Annotated in this window: 16 protein-coding genes; 7 read left to right on the top strand and 9 right to left on the bottom strand. The window is 37.5% G+C overall.

The window, feature by feature from the left end:
* Window positions 1–3: 3 nt before the first annotated feature.
* The gene (locus KO524_RS03695; protein WP_219290271.1) at window positions 4–5487 is read right to left on the bottom strand and encodes an alpha-2-macroglobulin; all 5484 of its coding nucleotides are present in this window, start codon (window positions 5485–5487) and stop codon (window positions 4–6) included.
* Between the two features lie 26 nt (window positions 5488–5513).
* Entirely contained in the window at window positions 5514–5954 is a 441-nt protein-coding gene (locus KO524_RS03690) for a nucleoside deaminase (protein WP_219290268.1), read from the bottom strand.
* 83 nt (window positions 5955–6037) lie between these two features.
* On the opposite strand from KO524_RS03690, the gene KO524_RS03685 reads away from it, so the two are divergent.
* The 3 genes from KO524_RS03685 to KO524_RS03675 all read left to right on the top strand — a co-directional run bounded on the left by KO524_RS03685 (window position 6038) and on the right by KO524_RS03675 (window position 9841).
* Window positions 6038–7807, top strand: coding sequence for a 1-deoxy-D-xylulose-5-phosphate synthase (locus KO524_RS03685; RefSeq protein WP_219290265.1), 1770 nt, complete (start codon window positions 6038–6040; stop codon window positions 7805–7807).
* The gene (locus KO524_RS03680) at window positions 7798–9039 is read left to right on the top strand and encodes a DUF3078 domain-containing protein (RefSeq protein WP_255555118.1); all 1242 of its coding nucleotides are present in this window, start codon (window positions 7798–7800) and stop codon (window positions 9037–9039) included. Before KO524_RS03685 ends, KO524_RS03680 begins: the two co-directional genes overlap by 10 nt.
* A 103-nt stretch (window positions 9040–9142) precedes the next feature.
* Complete coding sequence (locus KO524_RS03675; protein ID WP_219290261.1) at window positions 9143–9841, top strand: porin family protein; 699 nt, start codon at window positions 9143–9145, stop codon at window positions 9839–9841.
* Here the strand turns inward: KO524_RS03675 and KO524_RS03670 are convergent.
* The 3 genes from KO524_RS03670 to asnS all read right to left on the bottom strand — a co-directional run bounded on the left by KO524_RS03670 (window position 9829) and on the right by asnS (window position 13540).
* Window positions 9829–10455 (bottom strand): hypothetical protein, encoded by a 627-nt coding sequence (locus KO524_RS03670; protein ID WP_255555117.1) that lies wholly within the window; start codon window positions 10453–10455, stop codon window positions 9829–9831. The two genes, KO524_RS03675 and KO524_RS03670, sit on opposite strands and share 13 nt — an antisense overlap.
* 68 nt (window positions 10456–10523) lie before the next feature.
* Entirely contained in the window at window positions 10524–11981 is a 1458-nt protein-coding gene (rpoN, locus tag KO524_RS03665) for an RNA polymerase factor sigma-54 (protein ID WP_219290259.1), read from the bottom strand.
* A 125-nt stretch (window positions 11982–12106) separates the two neighbouring features.
* The gene (gene asnS, locus KO524_RS03660; protein WP_219290256.1) at window positions 12107–13540 is read right to left on the bottom strand and encodes an asparagine--tRNA ligase; all 1434 of its coding nucleotides are present in this window, start codon (window positions 13538–13540) and stop codon (window positions 12107–12109) included.
* Window positions 13541–13816: 276 nt separating this feature from the next.
* Here asnS and KO524_RS03655 point away from each other — a divergent pair, with 276 nt between their 5' ends.
* From KO524_RS03655 to KO524_RS03645, 3 genes are read left to right on the top strand one after another with little or no spacing between them, the layout of a single operon-like run.
* Entirely contained in the window at window positions 13817–14227 is a 411-nt protein-coding gene (locus tag KO524_RS03655) for a DUF4878 domain-containing protein (protein ID WP_219290253.1), read from the top strand.
* 9 nt (window positions 14228–14236) lie between these two features.
* The gene (locus KO524_RS03650; protein WP_219290250.1) at window positions 14237–14455 is read left to right on the top strand and encodes a hypothetical protein; all 219 of its coding nucleotides are present in this window, start codon (window positions 14237–14239) and stop codon (window positions 14453–14455) included.
* A gap of 48 nt (window positions 14456–14503) precedes the next feature.
* Window positions 14504–14962: a YiiX/YebB-like N1pC/P60 family cysteine hydrolase gene (locus KO524_RS03645; RefSeq protein ID WP_370629715.1), complete on the top strand. Its 459-nt coding sequence runs from the start codon at window positions 14504–14506 to the stop codon at window positions 14960–14962.
* Between the two features lie 128 nt (window positions 14963–15090).
* On the opposite strand, the gene KO524_RS03640 is transcribed toward KO524_RS03645, so the two are convergent.
* Window positions 15091–16341, bottom strand: a complete 1251-nt coding sequence (locus KO524_RS03640) for a PKD domain-containing protein (RefSeq protein ID WP_219290244.1) — start codon at window positions 16339–16341, stop codon at window positions 15091–15093.
* A 203-nt stretch (window positions 16342–16544) separates the two neighbouring features.
* Between KO524_RS03640 and KO524_RS03635 the strand changes: the two genes are divergently transcribed.
* Complete coding sequence (locus KO524_RS03635; RefSeq protein WP_219290235.1) at window positions 16545–16871, top strand: multidrug efflux SMR transporter; 327 nt, start codon at window positions 16545–16547, stop codon at window positions 16869–16871.
* Window positions 16872–16931: 60 nt separating this feature from the next.
* Here KO524_RS03635 and frr read toward each other — a convergent pair whose 3' ends face one another.
* From frr to KO524_RS03620, 3 genes are read right to left on the bottom strand one after another with little or no spacing between them, the layout of a single operon-like run.
* Complete coding sequence (gene frr / locus KO524_RS03630) at window positions 16932–17495, bottom strand: ribosome recycling factor (protein ID WP_219290231.1); 564 nt, start codon at window positions 17493–17495, stop codon at window positions 16932–16934.
* Between the two features lie 14 nt (window positions 17496–17509).
* On the bottom strand, window positions 17510–18220 hold the full coding sequence (gene pyrH / locus KO524_RS03625; protein WP_219290228.1) for a UMP kinase: 711 nt from the start codon (window positions 18218–18220) through the stop codon (window positions 17510–17512).
* Between the two features lie 46 nt (window positions 18221–18266).
* Window positions 18267–19067 (bottom strand): patatin-like phospholipase family protein, encoded by an 801-nt coding sequence (locus tag KO524_RS03620; RefSeq protein WP_219290559.1) that lies wholly within the window; start codon window positions 19065–19067, stop codon window positions 18267–18269.
* Window positions 19068–19103: the final 36 nt, after the last annotated feature.

Raw genomic sequence — 19103 nt, 5'->3', positions numbered from 1 at the left:
GTTTTATTTGATAACTTCTACCCACATTCCTTGGGTTCTACTGGAGTAATTAGCGTCGTACATGGCTTCGGCTTGTATACCTGGCATATAATAACGACCTAAATAAGATGCGTTTAAAGTGATTTTAAACGTTTTGGAAGCGTTGGATGCTAAGGAGAAATACAAGTTCGTACGATCATCGCGTATATCGGTATGGTCAACTTGATTAGTTGATTCACCTACTTCGGTAAACCTCAAGTTAGAAATCTCCCAACCCGATGGTACAATTTGTGTTAATGCCACATTTTCTACCCTTCTATTTGTGGCGTTAGATACGGTGATTTCACAAGTGAACTCGCTAGCCTGTGCAATGGCTTGTGGATTGATTTGCTGGCCGCTGCTGTTTTTAAATACCGAACGAATTATTAATCCGTTTTGTTGGACCATTTCTTGTCCAACTACTAATATACCACTATAGGCGACTCTAACATAAACGGTGCTTTTAGAATTGTTTTTTAAGGCTATTTTATTGCCTTGATTGGAAACACTTAAGCGTTTGTCTATAAACGATTTTTTGGTGCTTATCGTTTCTGATTTGCCGTTATAGGTGGTCTGCACATGAATGCCATCCGCACTGTTGTTATTCTTTGCATAAAATGCAATGGCATAGAGTGAATAAGCGGTAGTTTGTGTACTCATCCATTTTGAAGAAGATAAGTTATTCGCAATTTCAATGGCCAAGCGATGTGCTTTTTCTTTTTGCCCCAATAGTAAATAGGTCTCCAAAGCCATGGCTTGATTGCGTTCTGGAGAACCGTAATAATAGTAATTATCCATACCGTCAAGACTGCTGTTACTCAATAATTTTTGTGCGGCGCTTTTTTGACCAGCCAAAGCATAAGCGGCAGCAAGTCTCAATTTGGATTCGTTTGAAATCCCTTGAGTTTCTCTCAATCTATTCATGGCTGATAGGTCTGGCGAACCAGCCAAAGCCAAGGTATATAGACGATAGGCTTGAGCAAAATCATTTCGGTATCGCGGTTCGTAACGCCATTGGCGTGCGGTTTTTTGTTGGAAAGTCAGCCAGTTTGCTTTGCTGTTAACCGGTAAGATAAAACCTTTTTTCTCGGCTTCTATAAAGAAATGTCCGATGTATGAACTCGTCCAGTCGTCGTAATACTTGGATCCGCTCCAGTAGGTGAATCCACCGTCCGACAATTGGTTTTGTTTTAATCGATTGATTCCAGCCGTAACATTTCTTTGGATATTGTCTTTTTGTGCAGTGGTCAATTCCATAAAATCTGCTAAATACAGTTGTGGAAATACACCAGAGGTTATTTGTTCAGAACAACCATGCGGGTACGCGATCAAATAGTTTAAACGCGAACTCAAATTGACTCCAGGAAAACTGGATACCTCTAATTGCGCCTGATTTGTTCCCGATTCACCAAAAGAATTCCAATCTAAAGAAGCGGTCTGATTGGGTTCAATAACCACATCTTCGTATTTGTACGTTCGTGGATTTGGATTGGAAATATTCATCTCTACTTCATAATTGGCCTTTTCCTTTCCGGATGTGGCTTCTATGATTATTTTGGTATATCCGGTTGTTTTTCCAGCTTCCAATTCGAAATAAACAATTTTCTCGTCGGGTTCCGAAAAGCTTATATTTTGAGTAGACGCTCCGATGATCTGAAATTTACCATCGACTTTTACGCTGACGCGAACGTCTTTGATCTGTTTTTCTGTGGCGAAAACCGTCACCGGCAAAGTAAGTTTTTCTGTAGGAACTGCTTGTCTTGGTAAGGATCCCAAAATCATTAACGGACTTTTTACAGTACTGGTTTTTTCAGCACTTCCATAAGCTATGGTTTTAGCGTTGGAAGCAATAACCATAGTACGTACAGAACCGATGTATTTAGGCATCATAATTTCGTGACTGGCCTTTTTCCCTTTTTCAAGTTTAAATGGACCTAAGAAAATTACTACTGGCTTAAAGCGGTTCGCTTTCTTAGCCTGTCCACCGCCCAAATCTTCGTCACCACCTATACTAAATACTTGGTTGATCGTACCGCCAAAAGCACCGATGACATCATTGTAGATATCCCAAGTTTTTACACCTAAAGCCGTTTTAGAATAGAAGCTATTCCATGGATTTGGAGTTTTAAAACGGGTTAAATCTAACAAACCATCTTCAACAACCGCTACGGTATAAGTCATTTCTTGACCTGAGGCTTCTTGTATTTGAATAGTGGCTTTTTGTTCAGGTCTCAGGGTTTCACTCATCGTGATAACCGGTTGTAATTTGGTTTCTTTGTTGTTTACCGTTATCGGTACAATACCGTACAATCGAATCGGTGAATCATTTAAAGTAGACGCGTGAGGTTGCAGTAAGGTTATATTGAGGTAAACGTTTGGAGCCATCTCTTTGCGTATAGGCAATTTAAAAATGGTTTCACCCTTGGTGGTTTTCACCCAGTGCGTTTCCAATACTTCTGTACCGTTCTCAACCGATATCAAAGCCCTTCCTCCTTCACTAGATGGGAATGAGATTTGAGCTTCCTCTTTAATATTATATTCCTTTTTGTCTGTCGCGATATTTAATATAACCGCTTCAGCATTACCGTGGTCTTTGGTTTTTCCAGACCAAATAGGCCAGTCGATATAGAGATCAGTTGACGAAATATGACCGCTTGATAAATCTGTCGCAACGATGCGATAGCGGCCCCAGTCGGCTTCTGTAACGCTAAGGTCAAATTGACCCAAACCAGATCCGTTGGTTTGAATACGCGTAGTATAATAAGCCTTGTGATTGTTGGAAGCACTGTAGTTGGACATATTGTCGTCTGAAGCGTCCCACCACCAGTTCCAATTCACTTTATAAACGTCGATTTGTATTCCTGTATTGGCTTTTCTTTGGCCGCTCTCGGTTACGCTAACAACGCTAAAAGTGTTTTTGGTGTCGGTTTCTAACATACCGTATTTGTTTCCTTTTGGTGGTGCAATTCCAACATAGGAAGTATAAGGGGAATAACTGGCCGTAGAGACATCTGTACTAAAATCTCCGCCATTTTCATGTACTTTACTTACGAGTATCATTTTTAGCATTCCAGAGTTTTCTAAGCCTGTTTCCGGTTTTACAAAAAAGGAAAAATTACCGTTTTCGTCGGTTTTCCCATTAAAGAGGTTGAGCTCAATGGTTGATTTGGATTGAAATCCGTTGGTAAATGTATATTTTTCAAAACCCTTAAATTGAGTTTCTTGAGGAACTAATTTGGCTTGTACTTCTGCTTTTAGATTTTTGGCAACGGCTCCTTGCAACCAATGGATATTATAATTGACACGCGATCCAGTTGAAGAAATCAATTTGCCTTCCATATCGTTTTTGATTTTTAAACGATTGGGTTTGATAGTTTCTATTTTAATTTGCTTGTAAAACTTAGCGCCTCCTACGCTGATTACCGCTTCCCAATTACCAGTAGGTGCATTTTCTGGTGTTGATAGGGTAAAACTGTAGTGATTGTTTTTGTTTTTAGACTGTATCTTTTGCTCTACCAATTTACCGAAAGGATCGGATAATTTTATTTTAATCGGATGATTATCCGGTAGGGGATTGGAGAGGTCGTTAAGTATAAATCCGACATGAATTAAATCGCCCGGACGCCATACGCCACGTTCGGTATAAATATAACCGTTTAATCCTTTTTGTAAGCTAACGCCGTCCACATCAAAATTACTCACAGCAAGTGGTGATCCTTCGTCGAGTTTGATGTAAGTGGTGTGCTTGTCCTTTTTTACAATAGCGAAATAACCTTTTTTATCTAAGGTAAAGTTGGCAATTCCGTCTGCATTAGTTGTTATGGTCGTTAATAATTGCTGCTGAAAATCATAGATTTCTATAGAAGCATTGGACACCGGTTCGGTAGTGATAATGTTGTTTACGGCAAAGAAATAAGTATTGTTAAGTCCTTTTTTTGCAACCACACCTAAGTCGGTAGCCAAGATATTAGTTGCGACCGTAGTATTGTAATAGTAAGTGTTTTTGCAAGGGTCGTCTTTTTCTTCCCAATTGTAGTCGTAATAATAGTAGTATTCGCCGTATTCGTCATCATAATCTTCTGATTCCGTTTCTTCGGTGTCTTCTGTAATTACATCTTCTTCTGTACTGGGTGGGCAGTTGTAAAGGGAATACGCTTTCTTAAACGAAAATTCAACCCTATAAATAGCTCCGGGTTCCGGTTTAATCAAAGCGGAAATATCCAGAGCATAGGTGCTCCATTTTCTCAAAGAAGATAGATTTCCGGTGGATAAATCAAGTGTGGTTTTTGCGATAGGTGCTGCCACTTTTCGCAAATTGTATTTTCCGTTCAACTCATTGTCTTGCAAAAACTGCAAAACGTTATTTTCAAAAATCTTATATATTTTAACATCGACTGACTTTAGATTGGTCGCTTGAAAGTTGACTTTTAAATTTTCTGAACTCGGAAGTATAGTTCCATTTTTTGCAATTTTTACAGCGGGTTTCTGCTGTTCAAAAAGCAAAGGTAATGTTGTGGTTTGAGTTGTTTTTTTTCCGTTTACATTCTCCAAACCCTGAAATAAAGTGATGGTTTTTTCTCCGTCAAAGGGGGTGTCACTAAAAACTTTAATCGAGTTGCCATCAACGCTAAATTTGATATCGTCGTTGTGCTCAATAGTGATTAATCCATCAAAATTTTGGTTGCGCTTTATAGGGTCGGAAAAGTTAATCCAGAAAGACTGATTGCTGTCGTCACTTATTTTAGCTTGGATAACTCTAAAGGAGTTTTTTGCAGGTACCGCTAAGGCTATATTTCCTTTTTGATCGATTTTTTGCGATTTTCCATCCCATTGAATATCCAGTTGCCCTTCCGACGCGTCTCTAGGGATACTGTCAATTACAAAAGAGAAAAATCGAGTTTCCTCCGTTTTTCCAATGATTTTAACACGGCTTTTTTTAGTAGCTGTTTTTGCGCTAATCAATTCTTGGGCTTCTGCTGTTGACATCCAATCACTCGTATTGATTGTTCCATTTAAAAAATAGTAATTTTCTCCAACAGATTGGAAATCCCAAGTATCGACGGCAAAATCTTGTTTAGTGGTTTTGACCGTGAATTTAAAATCTTTTAGTTCCTTGGGAACTTCACTGATTTTAGATAAGTGGAAGGTTACCTGGTATTCTTGATTTTGAGCCAGTTTTTTTTCGGGTATAAAACTCAAGGAATTATTGGCGAGATATACGATTTTTCCAGACACCTGAGGTGAAATACTAAATAGTTTTTCGTCGATTTCTTGATTGGCTTTCCATTGGGTTGTTTGGCTTTGTAAGCCAATTTGAATAGGGTTTTTGGTAGATATTAAACCCGATGTGTAGCTAGTAATATATTCTGTAAATAGGGAGGGATCCGAGTTAAAGTCTTTGGACGACTTTTTACAAGATTGAAGGGCAAGTGTACCCAACAAGAGCAACAACCATGTTTTTAATTTCATAGCACAACTTTAATGTTAAACAATTTTTATCTTTTCTTTTTGAAAAAGGACTTCATCAGCGCAGCGCAGCGATCTTCGAGTATGCCAAATTCCAGCTGGGTTTTTGGATGTAGTTGGCCGCCCATGGCTCGATAGCCCCTTTTGTGGTCTTCAGCACCAAAAACCACTCTTGTAATTTGACTCCAGTATAAAGCACCGGCACACATATTACAAGGTTCTAAAGTTACGTATAAAATGCAATCTTTTAAGTATTTACCACCTAAATAATTAGCTGCAGATGAAATTGCTTGAATTTCTGCATGAGCTGTAACATCTGTTAACAATTCGGTAAGGTTGTGTGTACGTGCGAGAATTTGATTGTTTGACACTACTATGGCGCCTACGGGAATTTCTCCTTGAGAAAAGGCTGTTTCAGCTTCTTTTAAAGCGATTTCCATAAAATATTCGTCGGTAAAGAGCATTTCCATAAGCTAATTTTAAATAGGTGTTGCGTTAACTAAGTCCAAAAGTAAAAACAATATTGTAATTTTGGGTCTTATTCGTAGAAACAATGGCATTTAAAATACTATCAGAAATAAATTCTCCCAATGAATTGCGTGAGTTAGCTGAATCTGTTTTGCCCGATTTGGCGGTGGAGTTGCGGCAGTTTATCATCGATGTTGTGTCTGTAAAAGAGGGGCACTTGGGAGCCAGTTTGGGAGTGATGGAGTTAACTATTGCTTTACACTACGTTTTTAATACCCCTGTTGATAAATTGGTGTGGGATGTAGGGCATCAGGCGTATGGTCATAAAATATTAACCGGACGTAGAGCGGTGTTTGAAACCAATCGGAGAAAAAATGGTTTAAGCGGTTTTCCCAAACGAGAAGAAAGCGAATACGATACCTTTGGAGTAGGTCATTCGTCAACTTCTATTTCAGCGGCTTTGGGGATGGCCTTGGCGGCACAAATTAAAGGCGATTTTGAAAGACAGCATATCGCGGTAATTGGTGATGCTTCTATCGCTGCCGGTATGGCTTTTGAAGGTTTGAATCATGCCGGAGTAACATCGGCAAATTTATTGGTAATTCTCAACGACAACGCTATTGGAATCGACCCTAGTGTTGGAGCTTTAAAAGACTATTTAACCGCAGTAAAGACCGGTAGAAATCATCGCGATAACAACATGATTAAATCGTTGAATTTTGATTATTCCGGACCTATTGACGGTCATGATTTACCCGCACTGATAGCAGAGCTAAGGCGTTTGAAGGATATACAAGGGCCCCGTTTTCTACATTTGATTACTACTAAGGGCAAGGGGTTAAAACAGGCCGAAGAGGACCAGGTGCGGTATCATGCTCCTGGTAAATTTGATTCTTTAACCGGAGAACTTATAGTTGCTGATGATTCAAAGTTGCCTACTAAATATCAAGACGTATTTGGGTTGACCTTGGTAGAACTGGCTCAACAAAATCCTAAAATTATTGGCATCACTCCTGCTATGCCTACAGGTAGTTCGATGAAATATATGATGGAAGCTTTTCCCGATAGGGCATTTGATGTAGGAATCGCCGAACAACATGCTGTGACTTTAGCAGCTGGTATGGCTACGGAGGGATTGTTGCCTTTTTGTGCGATTTATTCTACCTTTTTACAACGCGCGTATGATCAAGTGATACACGATGTGGCATTACAGTGTTTACCGGTGATCTTCTGTTTGGATCGCGCTGGGTTAGTGGGTGAAGACGGGGCGACACATCAAGGTGTTTACGATATCGCTTATTTAAATTGCATTCCCAATTTGATTATTGCCGCACCTTTAAATGAATTGGAATTGCGAAATTTACTGTATACCGCTCAGTTGGGATTAGGTAAACCGATAGCTATTCGCTATCCTAGAGGACGAGGCGTTTTAACAAATTGGAAAAAACCTTTTGAAAAAATTAATATTGAAAATATTCATAAATTGAGAAAAGGCCATAAATTTGCCATTCTTTCAACCGGAACTATTGGAAATAATGTGATTAAAGCTTTTGAAGCTTCAACAACTGCTTTGGGAGCACATTATCATTTTCCAATTATAAAACCGCTTAATGAGAAAGAGTTGCATCGTATTGCACAAACTTATAGTCATATTTATACAATTGAGGAGGCAGCTAAGGAAGGTGGATTTGGAAGTAAAATAGCTGCGTTTGCCGCTGAATTTTACCCTGAAGTAAGCGTTAAGATTTTAGGTATTCCCGATACATTTATAGAACAAGCCTCTGTATTGGAACAAGAAGAGGAATGCGGAATAGATGTGTCATCGGTACTGAATATAATAAATACATGGAAATAAAAGAGAATAACCGCCCAGTTCTACTGCGATTTTTATTGATAATGATCTTGGTAATGAGTGTTTCATCGTCGCTACAAGCCGCGGGGTCTACTGCGTCTTTAGTCGATTTTTCGGTGGCGAAAGATACCGTTGTAAATACCCCAACTACCAAGAGAAACCCTTTTAATCCGTTGATGGATTTGCAGAAGGCCGATAATTTTGGCTATGATGGGATGGGAACTAAAAGTGTCACCATACACTATACCGATTCTTTGTCGTTACCTTTTTTTAGACCGGTGGTTTTTGTTCCTAATAATCAACCAAAATTCGACATTAAACCCTTGGATTTAAATCCAAAAAAGATAGACTTGAATTTTTTGACCGTCAATGATACTGTGATTGGATATTGGGTACAGTACAATAGACTGGGATTGGATATCAATCAAATCTCCTTTGTCAATTGGAGTGCTGGAGGTGATAATTCTGTTTCAGGCTTGTTTAAGGGCGATTTTAAACGTAAATATGTCAAAGGACGTTTGAATTGGGATAGTGAGTTGGTTTTGCGTTATGGATTAAATCAACAGGAAGGCAGGGAATCTCGTAAAACCGATGATGCCTTTCAATTGAATTCGACTATTGGTTATAAAAGTTCTGAAATTTCGGATTGGTATTATACCGCAAAGTTTAATTTTAATACGCAATTCGCCAATGGGTATTCTTATCCGAATACCGATTTGCCTATTTCTAAGTTGTTTGCACCCGCCTATTTGTTTGTCGGTGCAGGGGCGGAATATTCATTGCCACATCGAGGGGTGACTGTTTATTTTTCTCCTTTAACTTTAAAATCAACTTTTGTAGCTGATCAACGTTTAGCTGATCAAGGGGCATTTGGTGTGGATAAAGCCATTTATAATGAACAGAAAGAAGTGATTAGACATGGGAAGCGGTCTAAATCTGAAGTCGGATTATTGGTAACGAATCAATGGAAAAAGGAGATTCTTAAAAATATCTTTATCGATCATCGATTGAGTTTGTATTCGGATTATTTTAATCGCTTTGGAAATATTGATATTGATTGGCAATTGCAATTGGATATGAAAATCAATCAATACGTACGCGCAAATATTGGAACCCATATTATTTACGACGACGATATAAAAAACAAGGTAGAAAAAAATGGGGTACAGGTTATTGAAGGGCCTCGTTTTCAAATCAAGCAGATTTTAGCCATAGGTTTGGTTTATTTGTTTTAGGCATATCGAAGATTCGCAAATGGGCGATTTTATAAATTACTATACGCTAATCACGATTTACTAATCGCGAATTAGTACTTTAGTACCGTTAAAAAACAAATCTATGTTTCAAAAGATTATTGTTGGTTGTGTTTTATTAATCAGTTCTTTAGCAATAGCGCAAGAGAGTGTTGATAATAGTATTGCAACAGATACGGTTAAGATACGCGATACCAAGTATAGGGAAGATCAATTTTACTTTGGTATTACCCATTCCATCCTACAAGACAAACCACCCGGATTTCGTCAGCGCTCACTTTCGTTGGGAATTCAGACGGGTTTTGTACGGGATTTTCCCGTGAATGCTGCGCGTACTTGGGCTATTGCTCCAGGTGTTGGATATTCTTATCTGAATTTGCATCATAACTTAGCGCCATCTAATGGGGCTGAATTTCCTTCACAAGTTTTGGAGAGCTATGATCGAAATACCATATCGTTACATTATTTGGATTTTCCATTAGAAATTCGTTGGAGAACTTCTACTCCGGACAGTCATAAATTTTGGCGTATTTATACCGGTTTTAAAGCGTGTTATTTGATAACTGATAAAGCGGTTACCTCTAATGATATGGCTAAATTTACTAGTAAAAATAACGGCGATTTAAATAAATGGGTGTATGGGGTGTATATATCGGCTGGATTTAATACATGGAATGTCTATATGTATTACGGTTTAAATTCTATTTACAAAAATCAAGTTGCTCCACCGAGTAATAATAAAGTTAAGGCTTTTAATGCCGGTTTGATGTTTTATATCTTATAAAAGGCAATATACCAAAACGCGATTTGCGGGAGCATACCAAACAAAAAACCAAATATAATTTCCGAAGAGTTATGGGCTTTAAAATACAGTCTAGAACTGGCTGTTAATCCCAAAATTAGTACCAATAGGTTTAAAATAATGGTATTGGGAACATAATACCTGACGGACAACAAGGTAAAGAAGGTTATACAGCCTGTTAAAGCAGCTACGTGGACGCTAAATTTCTTTTTGGCATAGATGCTTAATAATAACAATACATAGGTGTAAATCGATCCCCAGATATAAATATTAAATTCATACGTACGATTGTGTTTTAAAACGAAATCTTTTAAAATGATTAATATGGCGATATATATTAATATTGGAATTATTCGCTCTTTGGCACTTTCAATCATTATAGATGATTTTAGTAGCCGCATGGAGCGCAAGAAATAATATAGGGTTATGGGCAATAGAAAGGTCATGATCAATACCTGTCCAAAGGTGATGACGATTTCCAAAGGTTTAAAAAATTCTTTAGTAAGTAAGAAATAGAGGCTTATGGCCAAAAGGGGCATAACAATCGGATGAAAGAGATAAGAAAATGATGCTAAAAACCTATTCATCGATTTCATGGGTGCTACTATTTCTTTGTGCGCTGTGAAAAAGGTTTTTGTTTGCCTTATGACACAGCGATTTACAATTAAATCTTTTTACGCATACGCGCTACTGGTATATCCAGTTGTTCTCTGTATTTTGCAATCGTTCTACGCGCGATCGGATATCCTTTTTCCTTTAATAAGTCGGCCAATTTGTCGTCGGGATATGGTTTAAGCTTATCCTCATCTGCGATGATGTTTTGTAGAATCTTTTTTATTTCTATAGTTGATACCTCTTCACCTTGATCGTTAATCATGGCTTCTGAGAAAAAGGTTTTTATCAATTTGGTGCCATAAGGCGTTTCTACGTATTTACTGTTGGCTACTCTGGAAATTGTCGATATGTCCAAACCAATTAAGTCGGCAATATCTTTTAGAATCATCGGTTTAAGTTTGGTTTCGTCCCCGTCTAAAAAATATTCTCTTTGGTATTCCATAATGGCATTCATCGTCACAAAAAGGGTTTCTTGGCGTTGCTTAATCGCTTCTATAAACCATTTGGCTCCATCGAGTTTTTGTTTGATAAATTGTACGGCATCGCGTTGCGTTGTCGATGGTTTTTCGGCAGTTTCTTTATAGGTCTGCAGCATTTCTTGATAATCTTTCGAAATGTGTAATTCCGGTGCATTTCGACCATTAAGAGTCAATTCTAAATCGCCTTCCACAATTTTGATAGCAAAATCGGGAACTACGTGTTCGATGGCTTTGGAATTTCCAGCAAAGGCACCTCCGGGTTTCGGATTTAGCTTTTCTATTTCATCTATGGCTTTTCGCAGCTGCATTTGGGTAATACCGTATTTCTGCAACATTTTGTCGTAATGCTTTTTAGTAAAGGCCTCGAATTGGTTTTCGATAATGTCTTTTGCTAAATCAATAGCCTCACTAGGTGTTTTATGACGCAACTGTAACAACAGGCATTCTTGTAAATTACGGGCACCTACTCCTGGCGGTTCAAGCTCATGAATGATGTGTAAAACGCGTTCTACAGTGGCTTCATCGGTGTAAATACCTTGTGTAAAAGCCAAATCATCGACGATGTCTTGTACTTCACGACGGATATAACCCATGTCATCAATACTACCTACTAAAAATTCGGCGATGCTGCCTTCGTAATCGTTTAGGATAAAAGTATTGAGTTGGTTGATTAAATCTTGGTGAAAGCTAACAGTGGCAATAATTGGCGCTTCATAATCATCATCGTCGCTGCTGTAATTATTGGATTGTAACTTATAATCGGGAGTTTCATCATCACTTAAGTACTCATCAATATTGATGTCTTCCGTATCGATTCTTTCGTTATCGTAATCGTCGTATTCCTCATTGGAAAACTCATCTGCTTCAACAGTGTCCTCCTTTCCAGTTTCTAAGGCTGGATTTTCTATCAACTCTTCTTTTAAGCGCTGCTCAAAAGCTTGAGTAGGTAGTTGAATCAACTTCATCAGCTGAATCTGTTGAGGAGATAGTTTTTGAGAAAGCTTTAATTGTAAGTTCTGTTTAAGCATAGACTAAGATAAGTGATAACAAGTTTTTTTATAATCAAAAAAGTTTACTTTATACAAAAAACTTATTTTATCAAAAGTAATAAAATAACTGTATAAAGTAAACTTTTTAACAAAAGCTATAGTTTCTAGAATTCTGCGTTTTGCGGAGTTCTAGGGAAAGGAATAACGTCGCGTATGTTGGTCATACCGGTTACAAATAAAACCATTCTTTCAAATCCCAGTCCAAAACCACTATGTGGAGCGGAACCGTATTTGCGCGTGTCTAAATACCACCACAATTCTTTTTCGTCTATGCCCATACTCTGCATTCTTTCGACCAATTTGTCGTAGCGCTCTTCACGTTGTGAACCACCTACGATTTCTCCGATTCCAGGGAAAAGGATATCCATAGCACGAACCGTTTTTCCGTCGTCGTTCATTCTCATATAGAAAGCCTTAATATCTGCCGGGTAGTCAAAAAGGATTACAGGACACTTAAAGTGCTTTTCTACAAGAAAACGTTCGTGTTCACTTTGTAAGTCAGCACCCCATTCGTTGATAGGGTATTTGAATTTTTTGTTTTTATTGGGTTTACTGTTTCTTAAAATATCAATGGCTTCGGTATAACTCACTCGTTTAAAGTTGTTTTCCAAAACAAAGTTTAGCTTTTCTAGTAGCGACATTTCACTGCGTTCCGCTTGTGGTTTGTTCTTTTCGTCATCCTTTAATCGTTGATCAAGGAACTGTAAGTCATCAGCACATTTCTCTAAAGTATATTTAATAATATACTTGATAAAATCTTCGGCCAAATCCATGTTTTCATCTAAATTGATAAAAGCTACTTCAGGTTCGATCATCCAGAATTCAGCTAAGTGACGAGATGTATTAGAGTTTTCGGCACGAAATGTTGGACCAAAAGTATATACTTGACCTAGTGCCATAGCATAGGTTTCTGCCTCCAATTGTCCAGATACCGTTAGATTCGTTGCTTTACCAAAAAAATCTTCTTGGTAGTTTACCGATCCATCTTCGTTCTTTGGAACATTGTCAAAAGGCAAAGAACTTACATGCAACATTTCTCCTGCTCCTTCCGCATCTGAACCCGTTACTATAGGTGCGTTGAAATAGAAAAAACCATTGTCTTGAAAATATTTATGTACAGCAAACGATAAAGTACTACGCACTCTCATAATCGCTCCAAAAACATTGGTACGGATTCTTAAATGCGCGTTTTCACGTAAAAACTCTAAAGAGTGTTTTTTGGGTTGTATAGGGTATTTTTCCGGGTCTGAATCTCCTAAGATAACCAATTGATTTACTTGAATTTCCACATTTTGTCCGGAACCTTTACTCTCTACCAATGTTCCCGTAATGGAAACAGCTGCTCCAGTATTAATTCTTTTCAGTAATTCTGAAGGGAACTTTTCAAAATCTACAACACATTGGATGTTGTGGATGGTAGATCCATCGTTTAATGCGAGAAATTGGTTGTTTCTAAAGGTTCTCACCCATCCTTTTGCTTTGACTTCGTGCAGGGTATTGGTACTGTTCAGTAGGTCAATAACTTTAGTGTGTTTCATCGTCGACATTTATATTTAAAATACGGAATTAATCAGAATATTTTCTCTGTAAAATACCCACAAAGGTACTAAAAAATTAAGTAGTTTGGGGAATAGTCTTAAAAATCACGTCGGCAGATTATAATTGACACTGTTTAAATTACTAAAAGTAATTTTGTGATTAAAAATGTATTTTTTGTTATAAAATAGGTTACATTTTTAATTATTTAAATTGTTTTTATTGAAATTAAGATGTTTTATTGTATTTGTTCTCAAATAATTGTAAAAATTTTAGTCATGAAAAAGTTTAAAAGTTTGTTTGTTTTGTGTTTTGTGAGTTTGGCGTTGTTATTTACTTCTTGTAAAAACGAAAATACTCCGGAAGCAGTGACAGAAAAATTTGTAACCCTAATTCAGCAAGGTAAGGTTACACAAGCCAAAGAGTTATGTGATGGGAAAACTAAAAGCATTTTGAATATGGTTGAAGGTATGATTGAAGAGGGATTGCAAAAGGCTAAGTCGGAAGGTAAAAAATTTGAAGGCATAACGATTTTGTCATCTGAAATAGATGGCGATACAGCGGTTGTGAAATATCGTAACAATGGTAAGGGTGCTGATTCAGAAAAGGAATCTAGTTTGAATTTAAAGAAGATTGATGATGTATGGAAGGTTTCGATAAATAAAGAAGGGGCAAATAAAGAAAATTAAAAAGCCGAAGTGAGTAAGCAAGTAAAAAGCATAAAAAGCACTATTTTCAGGAAGGTATTTCGTGGATTAGTGCTTTTTTTAATTGTAGTATTGTTGGGAGGTGCAGTATATAAGTTGTTTTTTGTAATTGAAAAAAAGAGAGAAAATCACGTATTGTCGAAACAGTTGTCTAAAACGCGGTTGACTGCAAGGCAAATGGACAATTTAAAAGAAGGTGATTTGTTTTAAGAAGGTGATTTGTTTTAAGAAGGGGGATATGGCTTTTTTAGCGACTATATTTCGAAAAATTTAAATCGAGCTCCTTATGAAGTGACACACGCCGGTATCATCGTAAAATTGGATCAAAAGCTTTTTGTTGTTCATGCGCTGTCTTCAGATGTGTCAGATATAGATGGTGTTCAAATAAATACCCTAGAGGACTTTTTAAAAACATCTTATCCAAATAAAATGATAGTTGCGCGTGTTAAAAATCAAACCGTAGAGGGACGGTCTCAGATTGCGCAAAAAGCGCTTCACTATTTAGAGCTAAAAATTCCCTTTGATCATTTCGGAGATTATGAGGATGGAGATGCCTTATATTGTACGGAGTTGATTTGGCGTATTTTGGAAAAGGATTTAAAAATGATACAGCTTCCCACAGTTGCTAAAGCGCGTAAAGCTCATTTTTACGATATGAAGGCGATGTACGATACGGTATATTTTGATTTGATCGTTAATCAATATGATTGCAATTAGTTTTTTAAGCGCTGTTTTTGCCTTGATATAAGCACGACTTTTTAATCCGTAACCATTTTGGTTACGGATTTTATTTATTACAACTGTTTTTTATGGCTTGTTGTTTTTGAGCAATACAAATGCAATACTTATATTTTTATAAATGGGAGTGACTGCGTTTCGTTTGTCGATTTGATTTGGAGGTGGTATTGGCCGCTTGCTAGTTGGCTTAGGTCGACGATATAATTGGTTTGTAATACGCTGTATTTTGCTGTGATATGCCTTCCATTTGCATCGATGATTACAACGGTATCCACGGTCTTATCCGTGCTAAATTCGATATGATTATGTGCTGGATTTGGATATAGAAAGCTCGCGATGTCTTGAATTTTTTGGATGGATAAGTTGGTGATTTGGATGTTTTTTTCCGTACTAACTGTTATACCACATTTTGAGGAGCTTAGTTTGACCGTAAATTGACCATTAGTTGTATAAATATGGCTAGGGTTTTGTTCGGTAGCTGTTGTTCCGTCTCCGAAATCCCATAAGTATGTAGTGGCGTTTTGTGAAAGGTTGTTGAAAATAAAATCGTTATTGTTTTGGGCAAAACTAAAGTCAGCTCTAGGGTTGTAATTGTAAATATTCCAAGTGTCTAAATGATTAAAAACCACTTGTTGTACCGCGTTTTTGATTGCGCTTATTGTTGTGGTAGGGACGCCGTTATTGTAAGTGGAGTTCGTTGGTGATTTTTCAAAAAAAATGGTGTAAAACGTAAATGCAGCAGCTAAAGATCCGGCTAAAGAAGGATGAGATTCATCCGGGGAGTAAAGTTCTATTTCTGGATTATTTTGAATTAAGTACCGCCAAACTGCTGCAACAGGAGCTAATATTCCTTGATTAGCATTAGCCATTGTGGTATAGCGCTGTTGGAGTAAGTTATCCATGCTGAGGTAGGTGCATAGGGGAGGCCAGTTAACGCAATTTGTGGGGTCTCCGTTTTTTCTTCCCCAGGTCATATAGAAAGTCACTTTGGCGCAGGGATTGTGTTGTTTGATTTTATTGCTTAAGGATGCTGCTGCAGGGTAAACTTGATTGTTTACATCAGCATCTGGAAAAGCGGGTAGTTGGCTTTGTTCTTGCAACACGACATAATTCCAGTTGCCTTGCGCTATCAGATTGCTTACTTGAGTATTGTTGTTGTGTTGCTGCAAGGTGCTACCTCCAGGGGTGTGACTACTATAAGTCATTTGGTCTCCTGCGGCTGTCGCAATTTGTTTAGTTAGTTCAGGAATATCGTGGGTGTGGGTATAGCTGTTTCCAATAAATAGTATTTTTTTAGCTTCTTGTGCTACAGTTAACATGGAGCTTAAAACAGCAACGACTAAATAAAAATGTTTCATAAGGTATTTTGGTTTGTATCAACAAATATGTTAAAATTTATTAACAATTCGTGCTTTTCGGGTGTATTAATTTTATTTAACTCAGTGTTAATTGCGGAAATGCCTGGTTTTTGTATGGCAATTGTTTGGTGCCAGTAGGGAATGTATTATTTTTTATGTTTAGCTTTTGTTGTAGAGTATATTTGCAAAAAAAATAATATTTTATGAATTGGGTTTTATTAATAATTGGAGGCTTCTTTGAAGTGGGATTTGCTTCGTGTTTAGGGAAGGCAAAAGAAACGACCGGTACTGTTTCTGCGTTGTGGATGTGTGGTTTTTTTGTTTGTCTGGCAATTAGTATGTTCTTATTGTATAAGGCTACTCAAACCTTGCCGATTGGAACGGCTTATGCTGTTTGGACGGGAATCGGAGCTGTGGGTACAGTAATCGTTGGGATTTTTATTTTTAAAGAACCGGCTGATTTTTGGAGAGTTTTTTTTATTACCACTTTAATTGCATCCATAGTTGGACTTAAATTCGTTTCTAACTAAGCGGTCATTGTTGGAATTATATCAAATAAAAAAATCCGCTGAAGAGCGGATTTTTTGGTATTAAACTTTCATGATTTCGGCTTCTTTTGCAACAAAAATCTCGTCTATTTTTTTGATATAACTATCAGTTATTTTTTGAATGCTCTCTTCAGCTACTTTACAGATGTCTTCAGAAGTGCCTTCTTTTTCTAATTTTTTAATCTCGGTATTGGCGTCTTTACGAGCGTTGCGAATACCTATTTTGGCATCTTCTGCTTCGGTTTTGGATTGTTTTGCCAAATCTTTTCTGCGTTCTTCTGTTAAAGCCGGAATGTTGATGATGATGTTTTCACCATTATTCATCGGGTTTAATCCTAAATTAGCAATCATGATTGCTTTTTCAATAGGTTGAAGCATGCTTTTCTCCCATGGGGTTACCGCAAGGGTTCGCGCATCTGGAACGTTAATGTTAGCCACTTGCGACAAAGGTGTCGGAGCGCCATAATAGTCAACAAAAACACCTCCTAGCATTTGTGGAGTTGCTTTTCCAGCACGGATATTTAAAAGTTCTTTCTCTAAGTGGGCGATAGTGCCCTCCATAGACTCCTTAGTACTGGCAATAATAAAGTTTATCTCTTCAGTCATAACTTTTTATTCTATCAATTAATATTTACGGTGGTACCTATAGTTTCTCCTTGGCAAACTTTAAGTAAATTATCCTTTTTATTCATATCAAATACAACTATGGGTAAGTTGTTTTCTTGGCTTAGGGTAAAAGCGGTAGAATCCATTACATTTAACCCCATTCTCAGTACATCATCAAAAGTAATGGTTTCGTATTTTACTGCTGTTGGATCTTTCTCTGGATCTGCCGTATATACACCATCAACACGTGTGCCTTTTAAAATAACATCTGCATTGATCTCAACTCCTCTCAAAACTGCGGCAGTATCGGTTGTGAAATAAGGATTCCCTGTTCCAGCACCGAAAATAACGATACGTCCTTTTTCTAAATGACGAACAGCTCTTCTTTTGATATAAGGCTCAGCAACAGCTTCGATTTTTAAAGCGGTTTGAAGACGAGTAAGCATACCTGCCGCTTCAAGAGCTCCTTGCAAAGCCATACCGTTGATTACCGTAGCCAACATGCCCATATAGTCACCCTGCACACGATCCATCCCTTCACTTGCTCCAGCGACTCCTCTAAAGATGTTTCCTCCGCCAATTACGATAGCGATTTCTACTCCCTTACTGTGTATTTGTTTTATCTCTGCAGCGTATTCTGCTAACTTCTTTGGATCAATACCGTATTGATTTTCTCCCATTAAGGCTTCTCCACTTAATTTTAGTAGAATTCTTTTGTATTTCATTGAAAGGATGATTTTAAGATTGTGCAAATATAGACATTATCTGTTTTTATAGAATAAGATTTTGAAAATTATGCTTTTTCTCTTCAAAGGTTTCTTTTGCGGCCAAATATCCTATTTCATAAATTTGATCCATTCGCAAGCGATTGCGCTCAAATGTGGAATATGCAGTTAGGGCTTTTGGTTCGATAATCCAATCGCATAATTGAATTTTTTGGTAGTTATTTAGTGTAGTCATCAACTCATAAGCTCTTGCCGTTACAGATTTTATCGAACTTAAATGCGGTTCTTCAATTTCTTGTAAAGGGCATACATTTACACCGATGATATAGTCGCAACGGCCTTGTAAAATATTGGATGGGAAGTTGTTTAATATGCCACCATCACTATAGAGTCGGTCTTCAATTTTAAAAGGAGAGAATACGCCTGGAAAAGCGCTTGAAGCCAATAGGGCGTCGGCAATTTTGGTTTCGGTACTAAATATTTTTAATTTGCCTCGAACGATATCCGTAGCAGTAATAAATAAGGGAATCTCTAGGTCGCCTAAGGTGTGGTTTTGAAATACCTTGTTAAGGTATTTGTGGAAGGCATAAGCATCCATAATCCCCGCTTTTTTTATGGTAAAATGATGCCAGTTAAAAATGTTTACCGATTTAAAAAAATCCAAAATTTCAGGAGGTTTGATTCCGAATGCATAAAGTCCCGCAACTATAGAACCCGCACTGGTTCCCGCAATCATTTTAGGTTTTATGCCCGCTTCATCAAAAAATTGTAAAACACCCGCGTGGGCAATACCTTTGTAACCACCTCCGGAGAGTACTAATCCCGAAGATAACTGTTGTTCTTCCATCGTATATTTACCTTTTGGAATGGATAATTGTTCTAT

Source organism: Flavobacterium sp. NKUCC04_CG, from assembly GCF_019345525.1.
Taxonomy (GTDB): domain Bacteria; phylum Bacteroidota; class Bacteroidia; order Flavobacteriales; family Flavobacteriaceae; genus Flavobacterium.
Note: the sequence above shows the minus strand (reverse complement) of the source record. Positions and strands in the feature narration are given on the sequence as shown.

What these genes read in the sequence shown, in the direction of transcription:
- KO524_RS03690 (WP_219290268.1), bottom strand. Translation starts at nt 5,954, where the DNA reads ATGGAAATGCTCTTTACCGACGAATATTTTATGGAAATCGCTTTAAAA.
- KO524_RS03695 (WP_219290271.1), bottom strand. Translation starts at nt 5,487, where the DNA reads ATGAAATTAAAAACATGGTTGTTGCTCTTGTTGGGTACACTTGCCCTT.
- pyrH (WP_219290228.1), bottom strand. Translation starts at nt 18,220, where the DNA reads ATGAAATACAAAAGAATTCTACTAAAATTAAGTGGAGAAGCCTTAATG.
- asnS (WP_219290256.1), bottom strand. Translation starts at nt 13,540, where the DNA reads ATGAAACACACTAAAGTTATTGACCTACTGAACAGTACCAATACCCTG.
- KO524_RS03635 (WP_219290235.1), top strand. Translation starts at nt 16,545, where the DNA reads ATGAATTGGGTTTTATTAATAATTGGAGGCTTCTTTGAAGTGGGATTT.
- KO524_RS03680 (WP_255555118.1), top strand. Translation starts at nt 7,798, where the DNA reads ATGGAAATAAAAGAGAATAACCGCCCAGTTCTACTGCGATTTTTATTG.
- KO524_RS03675 (WP_219290261.1), top strand. Translation starts at nt 9,143, where the DNA reads ATGTTTCAAAAGATTATTGTTGGTTGTGTTTTATTAATCAGTTCTTTA.
- KO524_RS03670 (WP_255555117.1), bottom strand. Translation starts at nt 10,455, where the DNA reads ATGAAATCGATGAATAGGTTTTTAGCATCATTTTCTTATCTCTTTCAT.
- KO524_RS03620 (WP_219290559.1), bottom strand. Translation starts at nt 19,067, where the DNA reads ATGGAAGAACAACAGTTATCTTCGGGATTAGTACTCTCCGGAGGTGGT.
- KO524_RS03655 (WP_219290253.1), top strand. Translation starts at nt 13,817, where the DNA reads ATGAAAAAGTTTAAAAGTTTGTTTGTTTTGTGTTTTGTGAGTTTGGCG.
- KO524_RS03640 (WP_219290244.1), bottom strand. Translation starts at nt 16,341, where the DNA reads ATGAAACATTTTTATTTAGTCGTTGCTGTTTTAAGCTCCATGTTAACT.
- rpoN (WP_219290259.1), bottom strand. Translation starts at nt 11,981, where the DNA reads ATGCTTAAACAGAACTTACAATTAAAGCTTTCTCAAAAACTATCTCCT.
- KO524_RS03685 (WP_219290265.1), top strand. Translation starts at nt 6,038, where the DNA reads ATGGCATTTAAAATACTATCAGAAATAAATTCTCCCAATGAATTGCGT.
- frr (WP_219290231.1), bottom strand. Translation starts at nt 17,495, where the DNA reads ATGACTGAAGAGATAAACTTTATTATTGCCAGTACTAAGGAGTCTATG.